General features: G+C 37.3%; 1 protein-coding gene. It reads right to left on the bottom strand.

Going from position 1 to position 367, the window contains the following annotated elements; translation table 11 throughout:
• Window positions 1-367, bottom strand: a 367-nt coding sequence (locus EGI22_RS15250; protein ID WP_255069312.1) for an immunoglobulin domain-containing protein, incomplete at both ends; no start/stop codon positions are given.

The following is a 367-nucleotide window of genomic DNA, read 5'->3' as shown; positions in this document are numbered from 1 at the left end:
TTACTGTATATATGCCTCCGGCATTTGAAGTAGTATTTATAATTTGTGGATTTTGAGAACTTGAACTGAATCCATCTGGACCTGACCAACTATATGATGTTCCACCTGTTGCATTTAAATTCAAAGTACCTCCTAGGCAAATAGGTGAATCATTTCCAGCTGTTGGTAATGGTAAAGGATTAATTGTTATTGTAGTTTGAGCAGTTGCAGTGCACCCATTGGCGTCGGTAACCGTAAGTGTATAAATTCCTCCTGAGGCTATTACAACATTAGTAATCGTCGGATTTTGATCGTTTGATATAAATGTATTTGGCCCACTCCAATTATAACTAACTCCACCAGAACCAGTAAAATTTACTGTTTCTCC

Origin of the sequence: Lacihabitans sp. LS3-19 (genome assembly GCF_024343575.1) — a bacterium.
Taxonomy (GTDB): domain Bacteria; phylum Bacteroidota; class Bacteroidia; order Cytophagales; family Spirosomataceae; genus Leadbetterella.
The sequence above is the reverse complement of the archived record's forward strand: the minus strand, read 5'-3'. Positions and strand labels throughout refer to the sequence as shown.